The sequence below is a fragment of the Streptosporangium fragile genome (genome assembly GCF_039534445.1).
Lineage (GTDB): Bacteria > Actinomycetota > Actinomycetes > Streptosporangiales > Streptosporangiaceae > Streptosporangium > Streptosporangium fragile.
The window spans coordinates 1-24,561 of the sequence record NZ_BAAAVI010000074.1 but is presented as its reverse complement, the minus strand read 5'-3'; the positions used below and the strand labels follow the sequence as shown (position 1 = coordinate 24,561).

The window sequence follows — 24,561 nt, the reverse complement described above, 5'->3', positions numbered from 1 at the left end:
GCGCCAATAAGTTAACCTCAAATAACCTCCGTTCGGTAGATGCCCGCAGGGTGGCCAGCGGGCCGCAACGGGAGGAGGAGAGCAGTGGAACGCCGGGTATGCGTCGCAGGAGTGGGGATGATCCCCTTCACGAGGCCCAGTGCGGGCGAGACCTACGACTCCATGGGAAAGCGGGCCGTACGGGCCGCGCTGGAGGACGCCGGCATCGGGTACGAGCTGATCCAGCAGGCCTACGCGGGCTACGTCTACGGGGACTCGACCAGCGGCCAGAAGGTCCTCTACGAGGTGGGGCTGTCCGGGATCCCCGTCGTCAACGTCAACAACAACTGCTCCACCGGGTCCTCCGCGCTCTGGCTGGCCCGCCAGGCCGTCGAGCACGGGGCCGCCGAGTGCGTGCTCGTGGTGGGCTTCGAGCAGATGAAGCCCGGCGCGTTGCAGAACGTGTGGAACGACAGGCCCCTGGTGTTCGACCGCTTCACCGAGGCGATGGCCGGCGCGCAGGAGCCCGCCGACGCCCCGCTCGCCGCGCAGCTCTTCGGCGGAGGCGGCGCCGCGTACATGGCGAAGTACGGCACGGCGAAGGAGACGTTCGCCAAGATCTCCGTCAAGGCGCGCCGGCACGCGGCGAACAATCCGTACGCGGTGTTCCGCGACCCCCTGACGGAAGCGGAGGTGCTGGCCTCGCCGCACGTCTACGGGCCGCTGACCAGGCTCCAGTGCTGCCCCCCGACCTGCGGGGCGGCGGCGGCCGTGCTGTGCAGCGAGGATTTCGCCCGGCGGCACGGCCTCGGCGTGGACGTGGCGATCCGGGCGCAGGCGCTGACCACCGACACCCCGAGCACGTTCACCTCAGGTGACATGACGCGGGTCGTCGGCTACGACATGACGCGCGAGGCCGCCCGGCAGGTGTACGAGACCGCGGGGGTCGGCCCCGAGGACATCCCCGTGGTGGAACTGCACGACTGCTTCACCGCGAACGAGCTGATCACCTACGAGGCGCTGGGGCTGACCCCCGAGGGCACGGCGGAGAAGTTCGTGCTCGACGGCGACAACACCTACGGGGGCCGGGTCGTCACCAACCCGTCCGGCGGCCTGCTGTCCAAGGGGCACCCGCTGGGGGCCACCGGGCTGGCGCAGTGCGCCGAGCTGGTCTGGCAGCTGCGCGGGCGGGCCGAAGCCCGCCAGGTGGAGGGCGCGCGCCTGGCGCTCCAGCACAACCTGGGGCTCGGCGGCGCCTGCGTCGTCACGCTCTACGAGAAGGTGTCATGAGGCTGCAGGACGCGCTGAGCGTCACCTTCCCCCCGCACGACGTGGTGGTGGAACGCGGCCGGCTGCGATTCTTCGCGAAGGTGACCGGCCAGGACGATCCCGTCTACGTCGACGTGGCCGCCGCCACCCGGGCGGGCCACCGCGACCTGCCGGTACCGCCGACGTTCCTGTTCTGCCTGGAGATGGAACAGCCGGGCGACCCGCTGGCCTACATGAGCGACCTCGGTGTCGACCTGCGCAAGGTGCTCCACGGGGAGCAGCGCTTCGACTACCACGCCATGGCGTACGCGGGCGACACGCTGACCTTCTCTTCCCGGATCACCGACGCGTACGAGAAGAAGGGCGGCAAGCTCACCTTCCTCGTCCGCACGACGCGGGTGACCCGCGCCGGGACGCCCGTCGCCGACCTCAGCAGCACGATCGTGGTGACCTCATGAAGCTGGAGATCCCGCCGATCAGCCGGACCACGCTGGCGCTCTACGCGGGCGCCTCCGGCGATCACAACCCGATCCACATCGACCTGGACGTCGCCCGCTCGGCCGGTCTGGAAGACGTGTTCGCGCACGGCATGCTCTCCATGAGCTACCTGGCCAGGCTGCTGACCGACCTGGTCCCGCAGGAGCGCATCCGCTCCTACAGCGTGCGGTTCACCGCCGTCACCCCCGTGCACGCCCGGCCGACCTGCACGGCGGCCGTGCGCGAGGTGGCGGACGGCCTCACCCGTCTCGACCTGACCATGACCCTGGACGACGGCACGGTCACCCTCCAGGGCCAAGCGACCATCGAAGGAGAACTGTGAAACTCGACGGCAAGGTTGCGATCGTCTCCGGCTCCGGGCGCGGCATCGGACGGGAGATCGCCGTCAAGCTCGCCTCCGAGGGCGCCCGGGTCGTGGTCAACGACCTCGACAAGGAGCCCGCCGAGGAGACGGTGGCCGCCATCGAGGCGGCGGGGGGCGAGGCGCTGGCCTGCGTGGGCAGCGTCACCGAGGACGGCTTCGCCGAGCGCTTCGTCGCCGAGGCGGTGAACGGCTTCGGCGGGCTGGACATCATCGTCAACAACGCCGGCTACACCTGGGACAACGTCATCCAGAAGATGGCCGACGAACAGTGGGACGCGATGCACGACGTCCACGTCAAGGCGCCGTTCCGCATCCTCCGCGCCGCGCAGCCGTACCTCAGGGCCAACCCCGTCGACCACCACCGCAAGGTGGTGAACATCTCCTCGGTGTCCGGCATCGGCGGTCACCCCGGCCAGGCCAACTACTCCAGCGCCAAGGCCGCCGTGATCGGGCTGACCAAGGCGCTGGCCAAGGAGTGGGGCCGGCTGAAGGTCAACGTCAACGCGGTCGCGTTCGGGCTCATCGAGACCCGGCTCACCGTGGCCGTGTCGGGCGAGGAGACCATCGACGTCGAGGGCCGGCAGATCAAGGTCGGCATCAGCACCGACTTCCTCGCCGCCTCCACGGCGATGATCCCGCTGGGCCGGGCCGGCAGCCCGGCGGAGGCGGCGGGCGCGGTGTACCTGCTCTGCCTCCCGGAGTCCGACTACATCAGCGGCCAGGTGGTCGTCTGCGGCGGCGGCCTGTCGGTGTAGGAAGATCATGAGCTACACGTCCCCCTGGATCACCGGCGACGTCGCCCTGCTGGGCGAGACCGCCAGGCGCTTCTTCACCGCCGAGGCCGTACCGCGGCAGCCCGAATGGGAGGCCCGGCGGTGCGTCGACCGCGGCTTCTGGCGCGAGGCCGGTGAGGTCGGACTGCTGTGCGCCGGCGTCCCCGACGCGTACGGCGGTGGTGGCGGCACCTTCGCCCACGACCTGGTCATCCTGCAGGAACAGGCCAGGGCGCTGGAGCAGGGCTTCGGCAACCCCGTACACAGCGGCATCGTCGCGCACTACCTGGCGTCCTTCGGCACCGAGGAGCAGAAGCGGCGCTGGCTGCCCGGCATGGCGTCCGGCGAGGTGGTCGCGGCCATCGCCATGAGCGAGCCCGGGGCCGGCTCGGACCTGCAGTCGATCACCACGAGGGCGGTACGGGACGGCGACGAGTACGTGATCAACGGGGCCAAGACGTTCATCACGAACGGCGGCTCGTGCGACCTCGTGGTCGTGGTCGCCAGCACGGACCCGCCCCGGCGCGCCCACGGCATCTCGCTCTTCCTCGTGGACGCGAACACCCCGGGCTTCCGCAGGGGGCGCATCCTGGACAAGATCGGGCAGCACAGCGCCGACACCGCGGAGCTGTTCTTCGACGAGGTCCGCGTGCCGGCGAGCGCGTTGCTCGGCGGCGTCGAGGGACAGGGCTTCGTCCAGCTCATGCGCCAGCTCCCCCAGGAGCGACTGATCATCGGTGTCATCGCGGTGACCGCCGCGGAGCAGGCGCTGGAGCACACCGTCCGTTACACCAAGGAGCGGCGCGTCTTCGGCGAGCCGCTGTTCGACAAGCAGAACACCCGGTTCGAGCTGGCCGAGTGCGCCACGCTCGCCCACGCCGGACGGGTCTTCGTCGACTCGTGCGTCGAGCGGCACCTGCGGGGTGAGCTCGACTCGGCCACCGCGTCGATGGCCAAGTGGTGGCTGAGCGAAGTGCAGTGCCAGGTCGTCGACCGCTGCCTGCAGTTGTTCGGGGGATACGGCTACATGCGGGAGTTCCCGATCGCCCGCATGTACGCCGACGCGCGCGCCCAGAAGATCTACGGCGGCGCGAACGAAGTCATGAAGGAGCTCATCGCTCGGTCCCTCTGAGCCCGTTAGGAGTGCCATGTACCTGACCCAAGGGCTGCACCGCTCACTTCAGCAGAACCCCGACGCCCCGGCCACGATCTTCGGCGAGCGGGTGCGAAGCTTCCACGAGCAGGCGGACCGGGTGTCCCGCCTGGCCGCGGCGCTTCGCGCGCTGGGCGTCGCCGACGGGGAGCGCGTCGGCATCCTCGCCCTCAACTCCGACCGCTACGCCGAGGCCCTGCTGGCCGTGCCGTGGGCCAACGGCGTGCTCAACCCCGTCAACATCCGCTGGAGCGTGGCGGAGATCGTCTACTCCCTGGCCGAATGCGAGACCGGCATCCTGATGGTGGACGACCGGTTCGCCCCGTACGTCCCCGCCCTGACGCGGGACCACCCGGGCCTGAAGACCGTCATCCACCTCGGTGACGGGCCCGCACCGGACGGCATGCTCGGCTACGAGGACCTGATCGCCGCGCACGAGCCCATCCCCGACGCGCGCAGGGGCGGCGACGCCCTGCTCGGAGTCTTCTACACCGGCGGCACCACGGGCTTCCCCAAGGGGGCGATGATCAGCCACGCGAACCTGTTCGTCGCCACGCTCGGCTCGCAGGCCACCACCCCGTCCGGACTGCCGGGCGGCCGGACGCTCCTCGCCGCGCCGATGTTCCACATGGCCGCGCTGGCCGCCTGGTACACGCAGCTCACCATGGGCGGCACACATGTGATCGTCCCGTACTTCGACCCGGGTGAGGTCATCACGGCGATCGCCCGGCACCGGGTGAGCTACGTAATGCTGGTGCCCACGATGATCCAGATGGTGCTCGATCACCCGCTCGCCGCCGAGCACGACCTGTCCTGTGTGCGGAGCGTGGTCTACGGCGCGTCGCCGATCAGCGAGACCCTGCTCCGCCGGGCCATGAAGGTGTTCCCCCGAGGGGGCTTCGTCCAGGCCTACGGGATGACGGAGCTCGCGCCGACCGCCACCCTGCTGACCCCGCGCGACCACGAGGAGGGCACGCGGCTGCGCTCGGCCGGCCGGGCCACGATGCACACCGAGGTGGCCGTCGTCGGCCACGACGGCCGGGAGCTCCCGCGCGGCGAGGTGGGCGAGGTCGTGGTCCGCGGTGGAAACGTCATGCTCGGCTACTGGAACAAGCCGGAGGAGACGGCCACGGCGCTGCGTGGCGGGTGGATGCACACCGGCGACGGCGGCTACCTGGACGAGGACGGGTACCTCTACATCGTCGACCGGATCAAAGACATGATCATCACCGGTGGGGAGAACGTCTACTCCGCCGAGGTCGAGAACGCGCTGGCCGCGCACCCAGCCGTGGCCCAGTGCGCCGTCATCGGCGTCCCCGACCCCGACTGGGGCGAACGGGTGCACGCGGTCATCGTGCTCAAGCCCGGAGCCACAGCCTCACCCGAGGAGATCCGGGAACACTGCAAGGCGCTCATCGCGGGCTACAAGGCGCCGCGCAGCTGCGAGTTCGTCGAGCAGCTCCCGCTGTCGGCCGCGGGGAAGATCCTCAAACGCGAGCTGCGCAGGCCGTACTGGGAAGGAGTAGATCGTCACGTCAGATAACCGCCCTCTAGTATGGCTCACGTGAACGGGAAGGCGACGGTGCGAACCAGGCCACACGACCGCAGGGCGCAGATCCTTCGCACCGCCGCCGGCCTCTTCCACGAGCGTGGCTACCACGGCGTGGGCGTCGACGAGATCGCCGCGGCGGTCGGCGTCTCCGGCCCCGCGCTCTACAAACACTTCCGCGGCAAACACGATCTGCTCTGGCACGCCATCGACAGCGGGATGGCCAGGTTCGAGTCGGTGACGGCGGACGGCCTGGAGGAACTGCTCGACGCCATGGTGGCGCTGGCGCTGGAGCGGCGCGAGCTCGGCGTGCTGTGGCAGCGGGAGTCCCGCAACCTCAACGAGCCGGAACGAGCCGAGTTCCGCCACCGGCTGCGGCGCAACGCGGAACGCAACGCGGAACTGCTCCGCCGGGCCCGTCCCGAGTTGGGGGAACGCGACGCGCTGCTGCTCTCGTGGGGGATCACCGCGCTCGTGAGCAGCCCGTCCCACCACCGGGCGGCACCGGACGGCTATCCGGCGCTGCTGCGGGCCATGGTCTCGGCGGTGGCCCGCAGCACCAGCCTGATCGCCGCGCCGCCCGTGCCGGTCCCCGAGGAGGCGCAGACCACCCGCGCCTCCAGGAGGGAGGCCATCCTCGCGGCGGCCACCCGCCTGTTCGGCCGGAACGGCTTCGCGGCGGTGTCCAACGACGACATCGGCGCGGCGACCGGCGTCACCGGGCCCACCGTCTACAAACACTTCGCCAGCAAGACCGAGATCCTGATCACCGCGCTCAACCGCGGAGGCGAGGCGCTCCAGCTCGCGCTCGACCGGGCGCTCGCGCACGCGCCGGACCGGGCGGGCGCCCTGTCCGCCGTCGTGGCCTCGTACGCGGACTTCGCCGCCGGCCACCCCGACCTCATCGGCGTACTGATCACCGAGGTCACCCATCTCCCGCCGGAGGAGCGGCACGCCAACCGCCGGAAGCAGCACCGGTACGTCGCCGAATGGACCCGCCTGCTCCGGGCCGAGCGGCCGGAGCTGTCCGAGCCCGAGGCCCTGGCGCTGGTGCACGGCGCGCTCACCCTGATCAACGATCTGGTACGGCTGCCGGTGACGCGGTCCCGGGCGCACCTGAACGACGAACTCGCGGGCCTGGCGCTCGACGTGCTGCGCTCCGGGGGAACGGCCCGCGCGGGCGCGGAGCGGGAGACGGCCGACCGGCCGCGCGACACGACCCGGCGGTCCGCGTGACGGCGGGTCATCCGGTCATCCGGCGCGCAGCGCCCCCGGGACGCCGGGATGCTCAGCGGTCGATGACGTAAAGGGCCGGCGAGCTGGTGCTGAGCAGCCGCGCTCCCCCGGGGGAGCACACCGCGACGTCGGCCACCCGCGCGCCGAACAACTCGGGCAGGTAGATCGCCGGCTCCAGGCACACCGTCATGCCGGGAACGAACACGGTCGCGTCACCGGGGACGAGCCACGGGCCCTCCGCGGAGCCGAGGCCGACACCGCGTCCCGGCCGGTCACCGGCGTAGTCGCCGTACCCGCTGCCGTCGATCACGTCCCGGACGACCCGCCCGGCCTCCGCCGCCGTGACGCCGGGCCGCAGCGCGTCGAGGGCGGCGCGCTGCGCGGCGAGAACGACCGAGTACATCGCCTCGAAGTCCTCGGGCGGCTCGGCCACCGCGAACACGCGGGCCACCTCCGCGCAGTAGCCGTCCCACCTGCCGCACACCGAGACCAGCAGCGCGTCACCCGGATTGATCACGCGGTCGCACGGCGCGTGCCCGGGGACGGCGGTGTGCTCGCCGGCCGCGACGAGCACCGACAGCACCTCCTCGCACCCCGCCTCGATCATCATGGCCCACAGCCGCCGGGCCATCGCCCGCTCGGTGGTCCCGAACCACGCCAGCTCGCGGGCCGCGAGCACGATCGCGTCCACCGCGGCGGACGCGCGCTCCGTGGCCGCGACCTCCGCGGACCCCCTGCGCAGGCGGAGCGGAGCCAGCACGGTGGAGGCCAGTACGAGCTCGGCCGCCACCCGCAGCGAGAACAGCTCCCAGGCGCGCATCTCGGGATCCACTCCGACGCGGCGCGCGGAAGGGGGGATGAGCGCCGCCGCCTCCAGCGGACCGGTCACGGCGACGGGCGGCCCGTCACCGGCCAGGACGAGATACCCGTCGTCCCGGCCGCCCAGGTAGCGGAAATCGGGGGAGGGGCGCAGCACCAGGGCGTCGATCCCCTCCTCGGCCATCCCGCGGCGCACCTCGTCGATCATGCAGGCTCGTGCAGCCAGCAGGCGACCGGGGTGAACGCGGGCTCGCGTTCCCGGCAGACGTCCATCGCCACCGGGCAGCGCGGGTGGAACCGGCAGCCGGGCGGCGGATCGGCCGGGTCGGGCACGTCTCCGGGCAGCTCCGCGGGGAGCACGCCGGCACCGTCGGGCGCGGGAATGGCGCCCAGCAGCGCCCGGGTGTACGGGTGCCGGGGATCCTCCCAGACCTCCGCGGTACGGCCGATCTCCACGATCTTCCCGAGATACATCACCGCGATCCGGTCGGCGATCAGCCGTACCACCGACAGGTCGTGGCTGATGAACAGCAGGCCGGCGCCCGAGGAGACCGCGAGATCCCGCATGAGCCTGGCCACCTGCGCCTGGGCCGAGGCGTCGAGCGCGGAGATGGGCTCGTCGCCGATCAGCAGGGACGGCCGGGCCGCGAGCGCCCTGGCGATCGCGATCCGCTGCCGCTGGCCGCCGGAGAACTCGTGCGGGTGCCGGTCGGCGAAGTCCCGGGGGAGCCCGACCCGCTCCAGCATGTCGGCGGAGGTGGTCGTGGTGTCGCCCGCCGCGCGCAGGCCGTCGGCGATCTGCGCGCCCACCCGGCGCCGCGGGTTCAGCGAGGCGTAGGGGTCCTGGAAGACCATCTGGATCCCGGCCAGCGCCCGGTTCCTGCGGCGCAGGCCGAGCGGGGTCACCGGATGCCCCTCGAAGGTGATCGTTCCGGTGGTCGCCGGGTTGAGCCCGCACACCGCGCGGGCCAGGGTCGACTTGCCGCATCCCGACTCGCCCACCAGTCCGACCACCTCACCCGCCGCGACGGTCAGGCTGGCTCCGGCCACGGCGCGCACCAGGGGGCGGCCGGGGGTGCGGTGCTCGACGACGAGGTCGTCCACGCTCAGCAGCGTCATGGGGTCTCCCCGGGCAGTGAGTCCAGCAGGGCGCGGGTGTAGGGGTGGGACGGGTCGCGCAGCACCGTGCCGCGCGGGCCCGTCTCCACGACCAGGCCGTCTTTCATCACGCTCACCTCGTCCGCGACCGCCGACATCACGCCGAGGTCGTGGGTGACGAGCAGTACGGCCAGGCCGAGGTCGTCGCAGAGGCCGCGCAGCAGCCGCAGGATCCCGGCCTGGACGGTCACGTCGAGGGCGGTCGTGGGTTCGTCGGCGATGAGCACCTTCGGCGAGCAGGCCAGCGCGATCGCGATCGCGATGCGCTGGCGCATGCCTCCGGAGAACTGGTGCGGGTAGCGGTCGATAGCCGCCTCCGGGCCCGGGATGCGCACCTGGCCCAGCAGGTCGACGGCCCGAGCCCGCGCCTGCTTCTTGTCCAGGCCCAGGTGGTGGCGCATGTGCTCGGTGAGCTGGCGGCCGACCGAGAGCATCGGGTGCAGGCTGGTCGCCGGGTCCTGGAAGACCATGGCCACCTCGCCGCCGCGCACCGCGTTGAGATCCTTGGCGGGCAACGTGAGCAGGTCACGCTCGCCCAGGAGGATCCGGCCGCTCGCACGGGCTCCGTGCGGGAGCAGGCCGAGCACGGCCAGCCCGGTCATCGTCTTGCCCGAGCCGCTCTCGCCGGCCAGGCCATGCACGCGGCCGGCCCGGAGGTCGAGGTCGACGCCGCGCAGGATCTCCCTGCCGCCGACGGAGACCTTCAGATCGGAGATGGCGAGGGTCACAGCGCACGCTCCTTGATGGCCCGGGCCGTGCGGGGGTCGAGGGCGTCGCGCAGCGTGTCGCCCAGGAAGTTGAAGGCCAGCACGACGGTCAGGATGGCCAGGCCGGGGAAGGTCGCCACCCACCAGCTGTCGAAGACCTCCACGCCGGAGGCGACCATCGCCCCCCACTCGGGGGACGGCGGCTTCGCACCGAGCCCGAGGAACGACAGGCCGGACAGCAGCAGCAGCGCGGTGCCGATGTCGAGGGTCGCGAGCACCAGGATCGGCCCGGTGACGTTCGGCAGCACGTCCACCCGCAGGGAGCGCCAGGCGGAGAAGCCGAGCAGCCGCCCGGCCACGACGAACTCGCGCCCGCGCACGCCCAGCACCAGGCCGCGGGTCACGCGGGCGTAGGCGGGCCAGGCGACGACGAGCACGGCGAGCACGGCGTTGGTGAGGCTCGCGCCGAGCGCGGCGGCGACGACCATGGCCAGGATCACGGTGGGGAAGGCGAAGACGAGGTCGGCGAACCGCATGATCGTCTCATCCACCCATTTACCGAAATATCCGGCGCTGGCCCCGAGGAGGCCGCCGACCAGCACCGACAGCGCGACCAGCAGCAGCGTCAGCGGGATCGACACACGCGCGCCGTACAGGACCCTGCTGAGGATGTCACGGCCGAGCTGGTCGGTGCCGAACCAGTGATCCGGCCCCGGCGGAGCCAGCCGGGGCAGCTCCTGGGCGAGGGGGTCGTGCGGGGCCAGCCACGGGGCGGCCACGGCGACCACGATCCAGGCGAGCGCCACCGCCCCGCCGACGATCGCCAGCGGCTGCCGCCATGCTTTGGGAAGTTTCACGACATTCTCACTCGGGGGTCGATGATGCCGTACAGCACGTCGACGATCAGGTTGATGACGAGATAGACACAGCCCACCACCAGGCCGACGCCCATCACGGCGGGCAGATCGAGAGTGGTGGCGCTCTTGTAGGCGTACTGCCCCACACCCGGCCAGGCGAAGATCGCCTCGACGAGCACGGTGCCGGACAGCAGGCTGCCGAAGGCGAGACCCGCGACCGTGATGACCGGCACCAGGGCCGAGCGCAGCACGTAGCGGAACAGGATCACCCGGGGAGGCAGGCCCTTGGCCCGCGCGGCGCGTACGTAGTCCTGGCCGAGCACCTCCAGCACCGCCGACCGGGTGAACCGGGTGAGCAGGCCGATCGTGTAGAGGGCCAGCACCAGCGCGGGGGTGATCAGGTGGCCGGCCGCCGAGGCGAACACGTCCCACTGCCCGGCCAGCGCGGAGTCGACCGTGTAGAGCCCGGTCACCTTCGGCGGCGGGCTCATGCCCGGATCGAGGCGACCGCTGCCCGGCGTGACCTGCAACCGGTAGAAGAAGACGTAGAAGGCCGTCAGCGCCAGCCAGAACGTCGGCACGGAGATGCCGACCAGGCTGACGATCCGCAGCACGTGGTCGGAGAGCCGGTCGCGGCGGAGCGCGGCGATCACACCGAACGCCACGCCCGCCACGACGGAGATCAGGATCGCGACGCCCGCCAGCTCCAGCGTGGCCGGAACCGCCTCCGCCAGGTCGTCCAGGACCGGGCGGTGGCTCTGCTGGCTCATTCCGAGGTCACCCTGGAGCACCCCCTGAAGGTGCAGCAGGTACTGCTGGGGGAGTGGCTTGTCCAGGCCGTGCTCCGCCCGCCACTGGGCGACGATCGCCGGGTCGCCGAGGGCGCGCTGGCCGAGGTTGGCCGCGACGGGGTCGCCGGGGACCAGGTTGGTCAAGACGAAGGTGACCAGGGTGATCCCCACGGCCAGCAGCAGCGCGGTGACCACCCTGCGGATCAGGAAGCGGGCCAGCGGGTGCCGCCGGCCGCCACGGCCCGGCCGGGGCCGGGCCGTGACAGCCTTCGGGTCCTTGACCGGCCCCGCCGGATCCTCGGCCGGCCCCGCCGAATCCTTACTTGGCACCGAGGTCGGCGACATCGACGGTCCACACCGGGTGGTACTCCAGGTTCGTGACGGACGCGGCCGTCACGATGTTCTGGCTGGGCTGGATGAGCGGGACGAACGGGCCGGAGGTGTTCAGCTTCGTCTGGACGTCGGCGTAGGCCTGCTTCCTGGCGTCGTCGCCGATCGTGGCGGCCGCCTTGTCGCCGGCCGCCTCCAGCTCCTTGTCGGCGCCGGTCTTCCACCCGGCCCGCAGGCCGACGAGCTTGCCCGGCAGGAACGCCAGGTAGTCACTGGGGTCGGGGTAGTCGGGACCCCAGTACCACAGGCCCATCTCCTCCTTGCCGTTGCGGTAGTTGTCCAGGGCCGTGGTGACCGGCGCGGGGGCCAGTTCCACGGTGATGCCGACCTCCTTGAGGTTGGCCTGGATCCGCTCGGCGAGCGACTGGAAGGACAGGCCGTTGACGGTCAGCTCGCTGGGGTACTCCAGCTTGACCGTCGGGTCGGACACGCCGCTCTCCTTGAGCGCCGCCTTGGCCCCCTCGACGTCGCGCTTGGCCCCCGCCTCCGGCGGGAGCGCGCCGAGGATCATCGACGGGATCACGCCGGGCGCCTGGACCGAGCCCTCGCCGGCCAGCTCCAGCAGGCCCGCGTAGTCGACGCCCTTGCGGACGGCCTCGGCGAACTTGGGGCTGGAGGTGACCTTGCTGACCGCGGGATCCTGGTTGGCGAACAGGAAGAGCACGTTGGCCGACGCGGTCTTCTTGACCTGCAGGTTGCCCGAGACCCCGGTGACCTGGTCGCCGGAGAGGTTCAGCGCGACCTGGCTGTCGCCGCGGGCGATGTTGAGCTTCTGCGTCGCGGCCTCGACGTTGCGGATCACGACCTTGTCGTAGACCGGCTTTTCCGGGCCCCAGTACTTCGCGTTGGCCTTGAGGACGACCTGGCTGCTGACGTTGAACGACTCGATCGTGTAGGGCCCGGAGCCCGCCGAGGCGGAGTTGAGGTACTGCTCGGCCTTGTCGTTCGCGTCGGCGGTGGCGCCGTGCTCCTTGGCCACCTTGGAGTTGAGGATGCCCAGCGCGGGGTTGGGAAGGATGTACGGCAGCGCCGGGTTGGCCTTCTTCGACGTCAGCGTGATCGTCGTCTCGTCGGTCTTGGCGACCTCCACGCCGTCGAGCAGGAAGGACGGCGTGCCCTTCATGTCGCGCACGCGGGTGAGCGAGAAGACGACGTCGTCGGCGGTCACGGGGGAGCCGTCGGCGAACGTGGCGCCCTGGCGGAGCTTGAGCGTCAGCTCCGTGCCGTCCTCGGACAGCTCGAACGACTCGGCGAGGGCCGGGACGGGCTTGGTGACGTCGGAGCCCTCGAAGGTGAGCAGGGTGTCGTAGGTCGCCTTGCCGATGATGAGCCCGGTCGGTTCGTAGGTCCGCCCCGGGTCGGCCGTCTTGAGATCGAAGGAGGTGTCGATCACGAGCGTCTTGGCGGCCGCGGCGCCGCCCTGGGACGTCGTGGACGAGCCGCCGCTTGAGCAGGCTGCGAGAGCGAGGGCACCGGTGAGCAGCACCGGCAGTAGCACCGCGTTCGCTCCGGGGCGCCGTGAACGGACCGCCATTTTGCATCCTCCGAAATAGTCCATATGGACGTTTGGTTGCTGGTGGTCCAGGATTGTCCGGGAGAACGTCCAGGTCATAGGGATAACCTGAGATGAATCTGAGGTAAGGAGTATGGTGATGGCCGATATGTCTGGGAACTCGACGCACGAGGGCGGTCAGCCTGGACGGATCGGCATCGGCCTGGAGCTCGACGCGACACACCTGAAGATCCTTGAGGTGCTGCGGGAGAACGGCAGGATCTCCGTCGCGGCCCTCGCGGAGCGCGTCGGGATCTCGCGGGCGAACGCCTACACCCGGTTCGAGGCGCTGCGCGCCGACGGCACGATCAAGCGGTTCACGGCCGAGATCGACCACGTCCGCGCGGGCCTGGGCATCACCGCGCTGGTCTTCGTGACGGTCCGGCAGCAGATGTGGCGGCAGTTCCGCGCCCAGCTCGCCCAGATGCCCGAGGTGGAGTACTGCGCGATCACGACGGGGCAGCACGACGCGATGATCCAGGTGAGGATGGCCGACGTCGCCGCCGTCCACACGCTGGTGACCGAACGGCTGGCCAACATCCCGGCCGTCAAGGCCACCGAAACCGTCTTCATCCTGGATGAAGTACTCAAGCGGCCCTATGTGCTGCCGACCGACCGCCGCCCCGGCCAGACCGTCCGCCGTCCGGTCCCCGACCCGGCGGGTGCCGAGGTGCCCCTCGGCAAGATGCGCTTCGTGGGCGCGGCCGAGGGGCGTGCCCAGCTCCAGCAGGACGTCTGACCGGCCGGTACCCGCTTTCTCCGGGATTCCCCGGACGGCCCCGGAAAGCCCCCGGGTCTCAGGCGACCTCGGCGCACACGCTCACGTGCACCGTGTCGTCACCCGCGAACTGGAACTCCTCGACCAGGCGCAGGCGGCCGTCGGGGAGGGGCTCGATGCGGCTGCCGCTCTGCCCGCTGGCGCGCTCTCCACTCTTGAGCAGGTGGACATAGGTCATCTTCAGCCGGTCGCCGTCCCTGGTGCCGACGAAGCGCCCGTGGACCACGGTGTCACCGGTGTAGTCGCCCCAGACGATCCCGCCGGACTCCCGGTAGGAGAACTCGGTGGGCCCGTCCGGGTTCACCGAGCTCGCCGTCGAGCTGACCATGACGAACCTGCGGCCGTTGAGAAGATTGTCATCGTTCACGCCTCCGCATCGTGCCATCTCACCGCGCGTCCGCAACCCGGGTTAGACGTTTCGCTCCCGCCGGAGCGTCGATGTGCTGATCTGTCCAGCCGGGTACCCGTCCCGGGTGGACGGGGAAGATACGGCATGGCCCCGCGTCCGGCCGGGCAGCCGTAGGAGGCCCCGGAGCGGATCGGCTCCCGGTCCTCCCGCCCCCGCGAGCGGCCGGAGCGTTCCTCCCGCTCCGAGAAGCCGCCCGCACCATGACGCGCCGGGCGGGAGACCCGGGACCTGCCTGATCGGCTAGGGTGGCCGTCAGGCCGGGCCCGGTGGGCGTGGCCGGCGTGGCGAGCGACGGGGGAGGGGCGGACGCGCACGACGGTGGGGCTCTTCGCCCCGGCCATCCCCGTGATCCCCTTCTCCCCGGAGACGCCTTGTCCGTACAGATCCATGCCCTGACGACCCCTCCGTCCGCCGCGCAGGTCGACGGCTGGCACGAGGTGCTCGCCGCGGCGCTCGCCTGCGACAGCCCGGACATCCCGGTTCCGGCGCGCTCGGAACTCGCCGCCCGGCCGGCCACCGACGATCCGCGGGTGCGCAGCCTGCGCTGGCTGGCCGCCGCGCCCGACGGGCGGCCGGTCGGTGTCGCCGCCGTGCACCTGACGACCGACCCGGACGGTGAGCGGCCCGACCACCTCGATCTGTACGTCCACCCCGGACATCGGCGCGCCGGCGCCGGCTCGCGGCTGCTCGCCACGGCCGCGGACGCCGCCCGGGCCGCCGGCGCCCGCAGCCTTGTCGCCGATGTGGTCGCCGGCACGCCGGGCGACCGTTTCGCACCCGCCCGCGGCTTCCGGCGAGGTCTGGCCCTCACCTGGCTGCGCCTGCGGCTGGACGAGGCCACCCCGCCCGGGGACGCCGTCCTCCCGCGCCCCGGCTACCACCTTCGCGTGTGGGACGGAGTCGCGCCCGACGACCTCATCGAGACGCTCGCCCGCGCCAAGACGGCGATGGCCGACATGCCGCTGGGCGATCTCGACTACGGCGCGTTCCGCTGGGACGCCGACCGGATCCGCGTGACGTCCGAGGCCATCGCCCGGCGCGGGGATCTCCTGCACACGGTCGCGGCGGTCTCGGACGACGACGGTGAGATCGCCGGCTATACGGAGCTGGTGGTGCCCGGTGCCGGCGACCGCCCGGCGCTGCAGTACGACACGGTCGTCGTCCCCGCGCACCGGGGACGCGGCCTCGGCGTCTGGATCAAGGCGCACATGATCCGGCTCGCCCGCGAGCGTCACCCCGGCCTGACCGAGATCGAGGCCGACAACGCCGACGACAACGTCCACATGCTCGCCGTCAACACCCGCCTGGGCTTCCGGGTGGTGCGCAGGACGGCGCTGTACCAACTGGACCTGACCCGGTGACGAGCGGATCGGCGGGCCGCCCCGGGAGAGCCCGGCGCGGAACCTCCCCGGTGGGGCGAGTACGCGGGCGGCGGCGGGCGGCGGGTGCCTTTCCGCCCGCGGCGCGCTGCCGGTGATCGGACGGTGTACCGGCCCGATCGATGACAAACCGTCGCGTGAAAGCCTGGTTCGACACAGCACGTCGCCTTTACGATCTTTTCTCTGACGTGCACCCGCGGCAAACCTGGGAGTGAACGCCATGCGCAGCCGGCGGTTCATCGTGCTGATCGCCGTGGCGGTCGCGATCGTCGCGTTCGGCGTGTACGCGGTGACGGCGCCCCCGGGAGCCGTGGACGCCGCGCCGTCGCCCCGGCCGAGCGGTACGGTCGGGCAGGTCGTCGAGTTCTCGCCCCTCCCGGACCCCGAACCCACCCCCACCCCTAGTTCCACCCCCACCCCGGAGGGGCCCGAGCAGGTCGCGGCCAGGTATTTCGACGCGTGGCGGGCCGGCGACCTCGTCACCATGGCGAGCCTGGTCGCCGGCCCCCCGGCCGACTTCGCCGAGCGGCACCGCCGCTTCGACGCCGAGCTGCGGATCTCCTCGCTCTCCCTGACCCCCGGGCAGCTGCAGCGCGACGGGGAGACGGCCGAGGTCCCGTTCGACGGGGTGCGCGAGGTCAGGGGGCTGGGCCCGTGGGACTTCTCGTCCGTCCTGCGCCTGGCCCCGCAGAACGGCACCTGGCAGGTGCTCTGGTCGGCCCAGACGCTCCACCCCTCGCTCAAGGACGGCGTGAGCCTGCGCCTGCGCGAGACCGAGGTCCGGCAGCCGGCCACGCTCACCCGCGAGGGCGTGCCGTTCCCCCGGGACAGCAAAGCCGGCGCGTACTTCCCGGGGCTGGGCGACATGGCGTCCGACCTCGCCGTGGAGGAGGAGCCCGGCGGCCGGGTGCTGCTGGCCTCGCCCACCCGGCCGCCCGCCGGTACGCGGAGCACGGTCTCCCGGCCGGTGCAGGCCGCCGCCGCCCGCGCCCTGGACGGGGTCGCCCGCCCCGCCGCGATCGTGGCCCTGGACGTCCGGACCGGCCAGGTGCGCGCGGTGGCGGACACGCTGGGCGGCAGGCAGGCGTTCATCGGCCTCTACCCGCCCGGCTCGACGTTCAAGGTGGTCACCGCCGCCGCGCTGCTCCGCGCCGGGCTGACTCCCGAATCACCCGTGCCCTGCCCGGCGGCCCATACCATCCCCAACGGCAGGACCTTCACCAACGACGGCGGCGCCGACCACGGCAGCGTGTCCCTCACCAGGGCCTTCGCGCTCTCCTGCAACACCACCTTCGCCCGGCAGAGCTACGAGCGGCTCCGCGACGGCCTGCTGCGCGCCGAGGCCGCCGACCGGTTCGGCTTCCGGGTGAAACCCGGCGAGAGCACCTGCCGGATCGGGCCGGCCGTCACCCCCGACGAGCTGGGCGCCGACGCCATCGGCCAGAACTCGGTGCTGGCCAGCCCGCTCTGCATGGCCGAGGTCGCCGCCGCGGTCGCCGGCGGTGTCTGGAAGCCCGCGACCATCACCGAAGTACCGCCCGCCGACACGCCGGCCGCGGTGCCGCTGGACGAGGGCGTGGTCGCCGGGCTGCGGACGATGATGGGCGCCGTGGTCACCGAGGGCACGGCGGCCCAGGCCGGCCTCCCGCCGGACACGGCCGGCAAGACCGGGACCGCCGAGATCGAGGCCGGGGAGTCCCACGCCTGGTTCATCGGCTACCGCGGCGACCTGGCCTTCGCGGTGTTCGTCCAGAACGGCGGGAGCGGCGGCGCGGTGGCGGCGCCCATCGCCGCGAGGTTCCTCAAGGCCCTGTAGGCGCCCGCCGCGGGTCCTGCGGGGCCCTGCCGCCGCGGGGAGAGGGCCAGCCGGTCGGGGTCAGCACCGTTCTCTCCTCGTTCCCGCGTGTTCCATGAGCCGGCCGGGCCCCAGATCGGCGACGTCCACCGGCGGGGCCGTCCCCGCCACCAGGCAGCGCAGCGTCTCCCCCCACAGGGGGGCGAAGGTGAAGGCGTAGGCGCCGCCCGCCACGAGGAACCCGGGCGCGCCCGGCACCTCGCCGATCACCGGCATCCCGTCCGGCGCGGCCGCCAGCGGCCCCGCCCACATGCGCAGCAGCCGCAGCTCCCGGACGAACGGCAGGACCCGCACGGCGAGCGCCATGTTGCCCACCAGGCTGTCCACCCCGGCCTCGCTCCGGCCGGTGAGGTCCATGGCCCGGGCCGGCCAGCCGTCGCCGATCAGCAGGTTGCCCGCGGCGACCTGCTTGACCGACAGGCTCTCGCCGACGTGCCGGACCAGGTGCGGCAGCGTGGCGGGCGAGCGCACGGTGGCGTGCATCTGGATCGCCACCGATGTCATCCGCAGCCCGATCCCGGCCAGGGCGGCGATCTCACCCAGCCACGGCCCGGCCACGTCGACGACGACCGGTGCCACCACGGTTCGCCCGCCCGCCTCGACCCGCCATGTGCCGCCGGTACGGGCGATCCGGGTGACCGGCGTGAACGGCGCCAGTTCCGCCCCGTGCCGCGCCGCGTCGGCCAGGTAGGCCGGGGTGACCTTCAGGGGGTTGGCGTAGCCGTCGAGGGGGCACCAGGTGGCCGCGGCGACGGTCGGTCCCAGCAGCGGCAGCGCGGCCCGAGCCGTGTCACCGTCCAGGACCTCCGTCCCGATTCCGGCCGCGGTCTCCCGGACGCGCCTGTCGTGCAGCTCCCTGACCTGCTTCTCGGTCTCGGCGACGGTGAAGCCGCCGCTGCGGCGTAGCTCGACGGAGGTCCCCAGGTCCTCCTCGACGGTCTCCCACAGGTCGCCGGCGGCCCGCTGCAGCGGCAGGAGCCGCGCGCCGGCCGGCGGTACGGCCTGGCCGGCGCGCAGGGTGTGCACGGCCTGCATGTGCAGGTTGCCCGCGGTGGTGCCCGTCCCCTCCCGGCCGGGGGCTCCGCGCTCCAGCACGATCACCCGGCGCCCGTCGCGCGCCAGCCTGCTCGCCGCCGCGGCGCCCAGCACCCCGGCACCGACGATCACCACGTCGGCCGTCTTCACGCCGTCCCCCTGCGGGTTCCTCGGCTCGGTCGCCTATGGCTGAGATCGATTGCACAAGGTTGTAGCACCAACCGGATTCCGGTCAAGGCGGAAAACTGCTTTTGACAGTGCATAATCACGGGAAACTGGGAGTGCGCCCTCACGTGGAACGCCACTGGGCGGAGCGATCAGCCGCGATGATCAGAGGCACGATGGGATCGATTCCGGTGAGGAGCGCAATGGCGATCAGGCTGAAGGAGATCGCCGCCTCGCCCCTGACGTCCCGGGCCGGGCCGCGCGGACGCCGGTGCGACCGGCCCGCACCGATGGAGGCGAGAGGGTCTCGCGACTCCGGCGGAGGGTCACGGGGACGGGGTCAGGAGCGTCGGGTTCGCCCCGATGACGCGCAACGGCGCCTCGCCATACCGTTTCGGCAGTTCCGCGGTCGCTTTCGCGACCTCGCGTGTGCCGACCTCGACGGCGGTGCCGTCCGGGCGGGCGGCGACCGAGGTGATGGTGATCCCCCGTCGCCGCCAGTGTTCGGCGTCGCCGCGGATCCGCTCGGCGAGCGCGTCGAGCTCCCGGGCCGCGTGCGGTGCGTCACGCAGTTTCAGGGGGACGTCGGCGAACCTCCGGCGCAGGGCCGTGTCCAGCTCGGCGGACGCGCGGCGGTAGACGATCACTGCGGGCCCGGCGGGGTCGAGGACGATCCCCGCGTAGTGGTCGGGATGCTCCCGCTGCAGGTAGGCGCTGATCCGCGCCGCCGCGGCCTCGAGCTCCGCGTGGCCGTACCGCCGGGAGTCACCGCTCGGGGTCGGGTCCGGGCTGCCGCCACCGGTCGCCCCGGGAGCGGCGCACGCCGCCGTGGCGGTGAGAAGGCAGCTGAGGAGGGCCGCGGCGAGGCCGGCGACCGCGCGATTCGTGCGATGGTTCGGGTCCATGGGTTACCTCCGGCCGGCGGACATGTCACTTGCCGACACACCTGAGACGGATTCGGCCCGTGAGCCGTTCAGCCCGGGTGCCGGTCACATCAGGATCGGTGGGGCCGGCGCGTACGCGCCGGCCCCACCGGGGGTTTCAGCCGGGTCCGGGCGTTCAGCCCAGGACGATCGATATTCCGGGGAACGCCGCCACCGCGTTGCTCCACGGGGCGTAGTACATCCGCCACGCGCAGACCCGGTTGGCGGTGACGTAGCCGGTGCACGGCACCGCGGTGCTCGTGTCGATGGCGGTGTTGACACCCGCCGCGTACACCTGGCTGGTGTTGGCGGAGTTGACGACCTCGACCGAGCCGCCGCTGTCACCCTTCCCGACGGCGTTGGTCTGCGAGACCTGCTCCGCCCGGACGGTGCCGGTGATCCAGTATCCGACCCAGATGCTCACGCCGGTCTGCTTGACCTGGATGTTGCAGTTGGTACCCGAGTAGGCGCCGGAGGTGCACACCCACATGCCGACGTAGCTGCCGCTGGTGCCGATCACCGGGTTGCTGAACTCGATGCTGGTGTTGCCGATGACGTTGTTGAAGACCCGGCCCGCCGATCGAGCGTTGATCAGCAGCACGTCCCGGCCGTCGTCGTCCTGGGAGACGTTCCCCATGACCTCGCCGGTCGGGTCGGTGGCCGTGTTGCCCAGCGCGGCGCAGTGACCGGCGGAGAGCATCTTGGTCACCCCTCCGTGCCAGACGGCGAAGCCGGTGGAGCAGCCGCCGCCGCTGGGGTTGCGCCAGGCCGCCCCGCCCCACCACGGCGGGGAGTCGTTCCAGCGGGTCATCAGCTCCGGCTTGACGCCGACCTCCACGTTGACCGGGACCGTCGTGTCGCCGACCGCGGAGCGGGTCGTGCGGGCGTTCGCGCCGGTCACGGTCAGGCCGGAGCCGTCGGGCCGGGCCGCGATCGAGGTGACCGCGCCGCCGGCCCTCCGCGAGATCCGGGCGGCCTCGCCCGCCAGCTCACGCGCGGAGTGCCGGGCCGGCAGGACGTTGACGGACACATCGCGGCGGAGCTCACCGACGAGGTTATCGATCGACCTGGGGGGATTGCCTTTCCAGTGCAGGCGCAGTTCCCGGTTCTCCGGCGCGACGATGATGCCGGCGTAGCCGTTGACGCCCTGCTCCTGGGCGGCTGCGGAGATGCGGTCGGCGGCGCTGACCAGCCGCTCCTGGGTGCGCAGGAGTTCCTCCCACGAAGCGAGGCCCCCCGGCACCGGACCGTCCTGCTTGATGGCCTGGGTGCGGGTGTCCTTGTCCGGGTCCTGGGCGGTGGCGACCTGCGCGCCGCCGACCGTCGCGGCGACCAGGGTGAATCCGAGAGTGACCGCGAGTCGGCGGGTGAGTCGGCTTGCTTTTCTGGTGGTCGGGGGAATTTTCACAGGGTTTCCTCCTTGCCCGTGATGAGCTGAGGAAACTGGTATCTCATTAAGCTATGGGCAAATCAATGCCTTGACATTTCTGGGAAAAAGTAGTGCCGCAATTAAGTGTCATATCTGTGATGAAGTCTGACTTGTGGGCGTTGTTGCTAAATTGCGGACTTGGCGGCGAGCTTGATTCCTCCGGCTGTGGATATTAATTCCACTATGTCCGGATTTATTTATTCAAACTCGACGGGATGGGTTGTCCGCTTCCGGTCAAATCAAGATAGAGGGTAGTTAAGTGTGAGTTTGAGTGGTTTTGGGCAGTTTTTGTGCTGAAACTGCATGTCACGTGCCTGTCGCCGGTGGGGTGTCGCGGGGTCATGGGTTTGAGGTGAAGAATCTCCAGATGGATGCATATTCGCCGGGATCGTGCATCGTCGGGAGCCGCCGTGGTCACGTCCATCGCCGTCCTTTGAAGCCGCCGGCTCGCTCAAGGATGAGAAGGGTTCCCGATCGTTGGCGTGCCGGGCGCCGTACTGATCATGCTCAGCCGGGTAGGGGCAAGGCATGCGAACAACACAGCCCGCGCGGATCACCCGGCCGGTGATGTACCACCGGTGGTCTCATATGACCTTCATACACTGGCGGTATCCCGCCACCCTGGTCCAGTCGTTGCTTCCCGACGGCCTCACGGTGGAGGAGTTCGACGGCTCCGCCTGGGTCGGTCTCACGCCTTTCCTCATGGAGGACGTGCGGGTGCCGGGAGTGCCGGTGCTGCCGTGGGTGTCACGGTTTCCCGAGACGAACGTGCGCACGTACGTGCGGGACACGCGGGGGCGCAGCGGCCTCTGGTTCCTGTCGCTGGACGCCGGGCGCCTTCCCGCCGCACTCGGCGGCCGGGCCGGCTACCGGCTGCCCTACCACTGGTCCGACATGACCGTGCGCGTCGAGGGCGAACGGCGCGTCTACCGCTGCCGGCGCCGCTGGCCCGGCCCCGCCGGCGTCCGGTGCGACGCCGACGTGGAAGTGGGCGCGCCGCTGGCCGACTCCGAGCGGGACGAGCTGACGGATTTCCTCACCGAGCGGTATCTCCTGTTCACCGTCATCGGGGGCCGGCTGGCCCGGGCCGGGGTCGAGCATCGGCCGTGGCCGCTGCACCACGCCCGGCTGGCCTACCTCGATCAGGGGCTTGTCCAGGCGGGAGGGCTCACGGCTCCGGACCATGACCCGATCCTGCACGCCTCCCCGGGCGTGCGGGTGCGAGTGGGGATATGGAACTGGAGTCAGGCCGCCTCGGCTCCCTCCGGGACGTGAGACGTCTGACCCGCCACGCCGCGCTCACCGCCCCCGACCTGCGCGGTGTGCTCGCCGTGGTGACCACCTCCTGCCGGCTGCTCGCTCCCGGTGACGCGGGGCAGGGACCGGGCTCCCCGCCGTGAGTCGTAGGCGATGCCCACGCTGATATCGGCCGCCGCCGGATCGCCGTGAAGCACCCGGTGGTCGTACCCGATGAGAAGATCTTCCAGGTTCATCGGTTCTTCTTCGCGGTCAGCGTGCCATGGGGCGACGGCGAGTGCGAAGGGAACACGCCGGACTGTTTCAGCAACTCGACGGCATGGCCGCAGCGACACCATTTGCTCTCACGGAGTTGCGCGCCTGCGAAGGACGGTCCATGTCTGCTCTCATCGTTGCCCATGGGGCGCTCGGCGGAAGGACGGTCTTCTCCCGCGGGCACGCGTGCCCGGCCACGGCTGATGCATCAGGGCCACCCGGGCGAGGGCAGCATCAGCGCCGCCGCCCACACCTGCGGAGCCTGCACCGCCAGCGTGAAGCCATCAAGAGCAGGTCGGCGCTGCCTGGCTAGCGCAGGAAGCCAGCCAGGGCGCGGCCCGTCTCGGCCGGGGCCTCCACCTGGGGATAGTGGCCCACCCCGGGGAGTTCCTCGATCGCGGCCTCGGGCAGGCGCTCGCGGATGCGTTCCAGGACGTGGGCGCCGCTGATCGGGTCGGCGGGTCCCCAAACGAAGAGGGTCGGGCCGGGGTAACCCTCCAGGGACGCGGTCCAGCGGGAGGCGTTACGCCGCCGGTCGTCGATGTACTTCAGCAGCCGTGGAGCCAGCAGTTGGCCGTTGTCGTGGGCGACGGACGCCCACATGTCGGCGAGGACGGCGTCGGGGACCGGGCGCCCCAGGATCTTGCGCATCGAGGAGGTCAGGCGTGCCTGGGTCGTCACGCGGGCCAGGAGCGGGCCGAGCCTGCCGTGCAGCAGCTTCTGGATGAGGAGCGGCCGGTGCAGGTCCGGATAGAGACCGCCGTTCATCCAGGCCATACGCGCGATGCGGGCCTGGTCGCGAGCCAACAGCTCCTGGGCGACGCTGACCCCGTAGTCATGCGCGACCAGGGCCGTCTCGGCGATGCCGAGACGCTCCCAGACCCCTTGGGCGAGGTCGGCCTGCTCCTCGATCGAGAACGCGTGGCCGCGGGGCTTGTCGCTGTGCCCGAAGCCGAGCAGATCGAACGTCGTCACCCGCAGGCCGGCCTCGGCGAGGAGCGGCACGACTCCCGCCCAGTCGTGCGAGGAGGTGGGGAAGCCGTGGACGAGCGTGACCGGCGGTCCCTCCGCTGGGCCGTCCTGGCGGACGAAGAGCGTACGGCCTCGCACCGTAAGGCGGCTCCCGCCCTCAATCCACGCGTCAAGAGCGGCCATCACAGGCTCCCATCGTTCGACCCCACTGGGCATGACGGGCGACTTTACCCATCGCGGCCAATCGGATATTCCTTTTTCATCGTCATCCTCGGGGGCGATGTCCGCGATCACGCTAGAACCCTGTCATCGGAGTCAAGGCAAACGCGGAGCCGCCGGGGCGGGACACCACGACCGACGGCTGCCGGCGACCGAGCGTTCATCAAGCCGCGGTCCCGCCGCTCTCGGCGGCGCAGGATCTTGATATATCGTGTCGACACTCACGAAATTGCAGTCCCGGTTGGTAGCCCGGGCACCCGCCGGTCTGTCGGCCGGCGGTCCTGTATCCGCCTGGGCGCCGAGCCCACGGACTCGGAACTGTACGAATTTCTGATGAGGTACGGCGTCGCCCTGCTGGAGCGCGCCACAGCGGCCCCGGCAGTGTCCGTCGGCGCACGCCGGGAATTGCGGGCCAACCCCAAACGCGCCGCCCACGCGGCGAGCCGGGTCGCCCGGCGCAGCACGACGTCTCAAGAGGCGATGCGCCTGGAGCTGGAAAGCCGCAAGCAGGAGGCGACAGCTGATCGCAAAGCCCGTGAGTGGGCGCGGGTGGAACACGGACGCGAGGTCGCTCACAGCAAGCGCGCTGAACGTCGCCGCGACAGATGGCCTCTCATTCCGCCGTGTTCGCCGCGGGGGAGTGGGAACAATCGGCGCCGGGCGGTGATTGTGTATCGCGTGGCCGGTGTGCCCAGTGTCCCGGGCCTCACCTTTCGCCCTCACGGACGCCCGTTTGGCTGGAGCCGCGTTGCGCCTTTCGCCGCGAGGCGACCTGCACACCGGTACGCAC

General features: G+C 71.5%; 24 protein-coding genes. 13 read left to right on the top strand and 11 right to left on the bottom strand.

What is annotated here, in order from left to right:
- Positions 1–39: 39 nt before the first annotated feature.
- From ABD841_RS33680 to ABD841_RS33650, 7 genes are read left to right on the top strand one after another with little or no spacing between them, the layout of a single operon-like run.
- Positions 40–1,269, top strand: coding sequence for a lipid-transfer protein (locus ABD841_RS33680; protein ID WP_344980250.1), 1,230 nt, complete (start codon positions 40–42; stop codon positions 1,267–1,269).
- A complete protein-coding gene (locus tag ABD841_RS33675) occupies positions 1,266–1,706 on the top strand; it encodes a MaoC family dehydratase N-terminal domain-containing protein (RefSeq protein WP_344980248.1) in 441 nt (146 codons plus the stop codon). The genes ABD841_RS33680 and ABD841_RS33675 overlap by 4 nt, the downstream gene beginning before the upstream one ends.
- Positions 1,703–2,068: a MaoC/PaaZ C-terminal domain-containing protein gene (locus ABD841_RS33670; protein ID WP_344980246.1), complete on the top strand. Its 366-nt coding sequence runs from the start codon at positions 1,703–1,705 to the stop codon at positions 2,066–2,068. The genes ABD841_RS33675 and ABD841_RS33670 overlap by 4 nt, the downstream gene beginning before the upstream one ends.
- On the top strand, positions 2,065–2,865 hold the full coding sequence (locus tag ABD841_RS33665) for an SDR family NAD(P)-dependent oxidoreductase (protein WP_344980244.1): 801 nt from the start codon (positions 2,065–2,067) through the stop codon (positions 2,863–2,865). Before ABD841_RS33670 ends, ABD841_RS33665 begins: the two co-directional genes overlap by 4 nt.
- A 7-nt stretch (positions 2,866–2,872) precedes the next feature.
- Entirely contained in the window at positions 2,873–4,015 is a 1,143-nt protein-coding gene (locus ABD841_RS33660; RefSeq protein ID WP_344980242.1) for an acyl-CoA dehydrogenase family protein, read from the top strand.
- A gap of 16 nt (positions 4,016–4,031) precedes the next feature.
- Positions 4,032–5,579 (top strand): long-chain-fatty-acid--CoA ligase, encoded by a 1,548-nt coding sequence (locus ABD841_RS33655; RefSeq protein ID WP_344980241.1) that lies wholly within the window; start codon positions 4,032–4,034, stop codon positions 5,577–5,579.
- A gap of 21 nt (positions 5,580–5,600) precedes the next feature.
- Complete coding sequence (locus ABD841_RS33650; protein WP_344980239.1) at positions 5,601–6,821, top strand: TetR/AcrR family transcriptional regulator; 1,221 nt, start codon at positions 5,601–5,603, stop codon at positions 6,819–6,821.
- 52 nt (positions 6,822–6,873) lie between these two features.
- On the opposite strand, the gene ABD841_RS33645 is transcribed toward ABD841_RS33650, so the two are convergent.
- Genes ABD841_RS33645 through ABD841_RS33620 form a run of 6 tightly spaced genes read right to left on the bottom strand, consistent with a single transcriptional unit; the run spans position 6,874 to position 13,077 of the window.
- On the bottom strand, positions 6,874–7,848 hold the full coding sequence (locus ABD841_RS33645; RefSeq protein WP_344980237.1) for a M24 family metallopeptidase: 975 nt from the start codon (positions 7,846–7,848) through the stop codon (positions 6,874–6,876).
- Complete coding sequence (locus ABD841_RS33640) at positions 7,845–8,759, bottom strand: ABC transporter ATP-binding protein (RefSeq protein WP_344980235.1); 915 nt, start codon at positions 8,757–8,759, stop codon at positions 7,845–7,847. The genes ABD841_RS33645 and ABD841_RS33640 overlap by 4 nt, the downstream gene beginning before the upstream one ends.
- Positions 8,756–9,526, bottom strand: coding sequence for an ABC transporter ATP-binding protein (locus ABD841_RS33635; protein ID WP_344980233.1), 771 nt, complete (start codon positions 9,524–9,526; stop codon positions 8,756–8,758). The genes ABD841_RS33640 and ABD841_RS33635 overlap by 4 nt, the downstream gene beginning before the upstream one ends.
- The gene (locus tag ABD841_RS33630; protein ID WP_344980231.1) at positions 9,523–10,362 is read right to left on the bottom strand and encodes an ABC transporter permease; all 840 of its coding nucleotides are present in this window, start codon (positions 10,360–10,362) and stop codon (positions 9,523–9,525) included. Before ABD841_RS33630 ends, ABD841_RS33635 begins: the two co-directional genes overlap by 4 nt.
- A complete protein-coding gene (locus ABD841_RS33625; protein ID WP_344980229.1) occupies positions 10,359–11,483 on the bottom strand; it encodes an ABC transporter permease in 1,125 nt (374 codons plus the stop codon). The genes ABD841_RS33630 and ABD841_RS33625 overlap by 4 nt, the downstream gene beginning before the upstream one ends.
- Positions 11,473–13,077, bottom strand: coding sequence for an ABC transporter substrate-binding protein (locus tag ABD841_RS33620; protein WP_344980227.1), 1,605 nt, complete (start codon positions 13,075–13,077; stop codon positions 11,473–11,475). Before ABD841_RS33620 ends, ABD841_RS33625 begins: the two co-directional genes overlap by 11 nt.
- A gap of 118 nt (positions 13,078–13,195) precedes the next feature.
- Between ABD841_RS33620 and ABD841_RS33615 the strand changes: the two genes are divergently transcribed.
- A complete protein-coding gene (locus ABD841_RS33615) occupies positions 13,196–13,834 on the top strand; it encodes an Lrp/AsnC family transcriptional regulator (RefSeq protein ID WP_344980225.1) in 639 nt (212 codons plus the stop codon).
- Between the two features lie 58 nt (positions 13,835–13,892).
- Here the strand turns inward: ABD841_RS33615 and ABD841_RS33610 are convergent, their stop codons facing one another.
- Positions 13,893–14,240 (bottom strand): avidin-fold protein, encoded by a 348-nt coding sequence (locus ABD841_RS33610; protein WP_344980223.1) that lies wholly within the window; start codon positions 14,238–14,240, stop codon positions 13,893–13,895.
- 413 nt (positions 14,241–14,653) lie between these two features.
- Between ABD841_RS33610 and ABD841_RS33605 the strand changes: the two genes are divergently transcribed.
- The gene (locus tag ABD841_RS33605; RefSeq protein ID WP_344980221.1) at positions 14,654–15,643 is read left to right on the top strand and encodes a GNAT family N-acetyltransferase; all 990 of its coding nucleotides are present in this window, start codon (positions 14,654–14,656) and stop codon (positions 15,641–15,643) included.
- Between the two features lie 238 nt (positions 15,644–15,881).
- The gene (locus ABD841_RS33600; RefSeq protein ID WP_344980219.1) at positions 15,882–17,477 is read left to right on the top strand and encodes a penicillin-binding transpeptidase domain-containing protein; all 1,596 of its coding nucleotides are present in this window, start codon (positions 15,882–15,884) and stop codon (positions 17,475–17,477) included.
- A 60-nt stretch (positions 17,478–17,537) separates the two neighbouring features.
- On the opposite strand, the gene ABD841_RS33595 is transcribed toward ABD841_RS33600, so the two are convergent.
- The 3 genes from ABD841_RS33595 to ABD841_RS33585 form a co-directional block, all read right to left on the bottom strand.
- Positions 17,538–18,701 (bottom strand): NAD(P)/FAD-dependent oxidoreductase, encoded by a 1,164-nt coding sequence (locus ABD841_RS33595; protein WP_344980217.1) that lies wholly within the window; start codon positions 18,699–18,701, stop codon positions 17,538–17,540.
- A 341-nt stretch (positions 18,702–19,042) separates the two neighbouring features.
- Positions 19,043–19,621: a hypothetical protein gene (locus tag ABD841_RS33590; protein ID WP_344980215.1), complete on the bottom strand. Its 579-nt coding sequence runs from the start codon at positions 19,619–19,621 to the stop codon at positions 19,043–19,045.
- 154 nt (positions 19,622–19,775) lie between these two features.
- Positions 19,776–21,047, bottom strand: coding sequence for a chymotrypsin family serine protease (locus ABD841_RS33585; RefSeq protein ID WP_344980213.1), 1,272 nt, complete (start codon positions 21,045–21,047; stop codon positions 19,776–19,778).
- A 609-nt stretch (positions 21,048–21,656) separates the two neighbouring features.
- Between ABD841_RS33585 and ABD841_RS33580 the strand changes: the two genes are divergently transcribed.
- Together ABD841_RS33580 and ABD841_RS33575 are read left to right on the top strand one after the other, a co-directional pair.
- Positions 21,657–22,343: a YqjF family protein gene (locus ABD841_RS33580; protein WP_344980211.1), complete on the top strand. Its 687-nt coding sequence runs from the start codon at positions 21,657–21,659 to the stop codon at positions 22,341–22,343.
- Entirely contained in the window at positions 22,340–22,468 is a 129-nt protein-coding gene (locus tag ABD841_RS33575) for a hypothetical protein (RefSeq protein WP_344980209.1), read from the top strand. The genes ABD841_RS33580 and ABD841_RS33575 overlap by 4 nt, the downstream gene beginning before the upstream one ends.
- A 421-nt stretch (positions 22,469–22,889) precedes the next feature.
- On the opposite strand, the gene ABD841_RS33570 is transcribed toward ABD841_RS33575, so the two are convergent.
- Positions 22,890–23,690, bottom strand: a complete 801-nt coding sequence (locus ABD841_RS33570; protein ID WP_344980207.1) for an alpha/beta fold hydrolase — start codon at positions 23,688–23,690, stop codon at positions 22,890–22,892.
- Here ABD841_RS33570 and ABD841_RS40970 point away from each other — a divergent pair.
- On the top strand, positions 23,601–24,561 hold a 961-nt coding region (locus ABD841_RS40970), incomplete at its 3' end, for a DUF2992 family protein (RefSeq protein WP_425582081.1). The genes ABD841_RS33570 and ABD841_RS40970 overlap by 90 nt on opposite strands.

Coding starts and splice junctions, on each gene's coding strand:
- ABD841_RS33680 (WP_344980250.1), top strand. CDS start 40: ATGCCCGCAGGGTGGCCAGCGGGCCGCAACGGGAGGAGGAGAGCAGTG.
- ABD841_RS33675 (WP_344980248.1), top strand. CDS start 1,266: ATGAGGCTGCAGGACGCGCTGAGCGTCACCTTCCCCCCGCACGACGTG.
- ABD841_RS33670 (WP_344980246.1), top strand. CDS start 1,703: ATGAAGCTGGAGATCCCGCCGATCAGCCGGACCACGCTGGCGCTCTAC.
- ABD841_RS33660 (WP_344980242.1), top strand. CDS start 2,873: ATGAGCTACACGTCCCCCTGGATCACCGGCGACGTCGCCCTGCTGGGC.
- ABD841_RS33655 (WP_344980241.1), top strand. CDS start 4,032: ATGTACCTGACCCAAGGGCTGCACCGCTCACTTCAGCAGAACCCCGAC.
- ABD841_RS33645 (WP_344980237.1), bottom strand. CDS start 7,848: ATGATCGACGAGGTGCGCCGCGGGATGGCCGAGGAGGGGATCGACGCC.
- ABD841_RS33640 (WP_344980235.1), bottom strand. CDS start 8,759: ATGACGCTGCTGAGCGTGGACGACCTCGTCGTCGAGCACCGCACCCCC.
- ABD841_RS33620 (WP_344980227.1), bottom strand. CDS start 13,077: ATGGCGGTCCGTTCACGGCGCCCCGGAGCGAACGCGGTGCTACTGCCG.
- ABD841_RS33615 (WP_344980225.1), top strand. CDS start 13,196: ATGGCCGATATGTCTGGGAACTCGACGCACGAGGGCGGTCAGCCTGGA.
- ABD841_RS33600 (WP_344980219.1), top strand. CDS start 15,882: ATGCGCAGCCGGCGGTTCATCGTGCTGATCGCCGTGGCGGTCGCGATC.
- ABD841_RS33590 (WP_344980215.1), bottom strand. CDS start 19,621: ATGGACCCGAACCATCGCACGAATCGCGCGGTCGCCGGCCTCGCCGCG.
- ABD841_RS33580 (WP_344980211.1), top strand. CDS start 21,657: ATGACCTTCATACACTGGCGGTATCCCGCCACCCTGGTCCAGTCGTTG.